We start from the raw sequence: 430 nt of genomic DNA on the forward strand, positions 1-430 counted from the left end.
ATCTGCAATCACAACAGCAATCAACGAGGTTCAGTAGGATCAGGGAAACGGGACAGTGATCTGCCACAGTGCAGTACTGTTGAAGGAAAGAGAAGAGAAAGGGAAATGCAGGCAACGTATGCTGCGGCATTTTCCTTTTTTAAGAAAGGAAACTTATGGGCAATTTCAGTCAGAAAGTAGATAAATTTATAGAAATTTTTCTGGATCAGAACGGCTATGTAAAAGTACTGCAGGGTTTGCAGAATACATTGATGATCGCAATCTGCGGTCTCATTATCGGTATTGTGATCGGAACTCTGATCGCAACAGTAAGGGTGATCCCGAAATACAAGACACTGCCAAAGGTGCTGAATCATATCTGCAGTTTTTATGTGGCACTCTTCAGAGGAACACCTATGGTAGTACAGCTACTGGTATTTTATTATGTATT

Annotated in this window: 2 protein-coding genes; both read left to right on the top strand. The window is 41.2% G+C overall.

Annotation, left to right across the window (positions count from 1 at the left end; genetic code table 11):
• The coding region (locus tag PZH32_RS11440) for a hypothetical protein (protein ID WP_275208380.1) at positions 1 to 180 on the top strand (180 nt) is incomplete at its 5' end.
• A partial coding sequence (locus PZH32_RS11445) for an ABC transporter permease subunit (protein ID WP_275208381.1) occupies positions 156 to 430 on the top strand: 275 nt, incomplete at its 3' end. The genes PZH32_RS11440 and PZH32_RS11445, both read left to right, overlap by 25 nt.

It is taken from the genome of Adlercreutzia equolifaciens, assembly GCF_029076695.1.
Lineage (GTDB): Bacteria > Actinomycetota > Coriobacteriia > Coriobacteriales > Eggerthellaceae > Adlercreutzia > Adlercreutzia equolifaciens_A.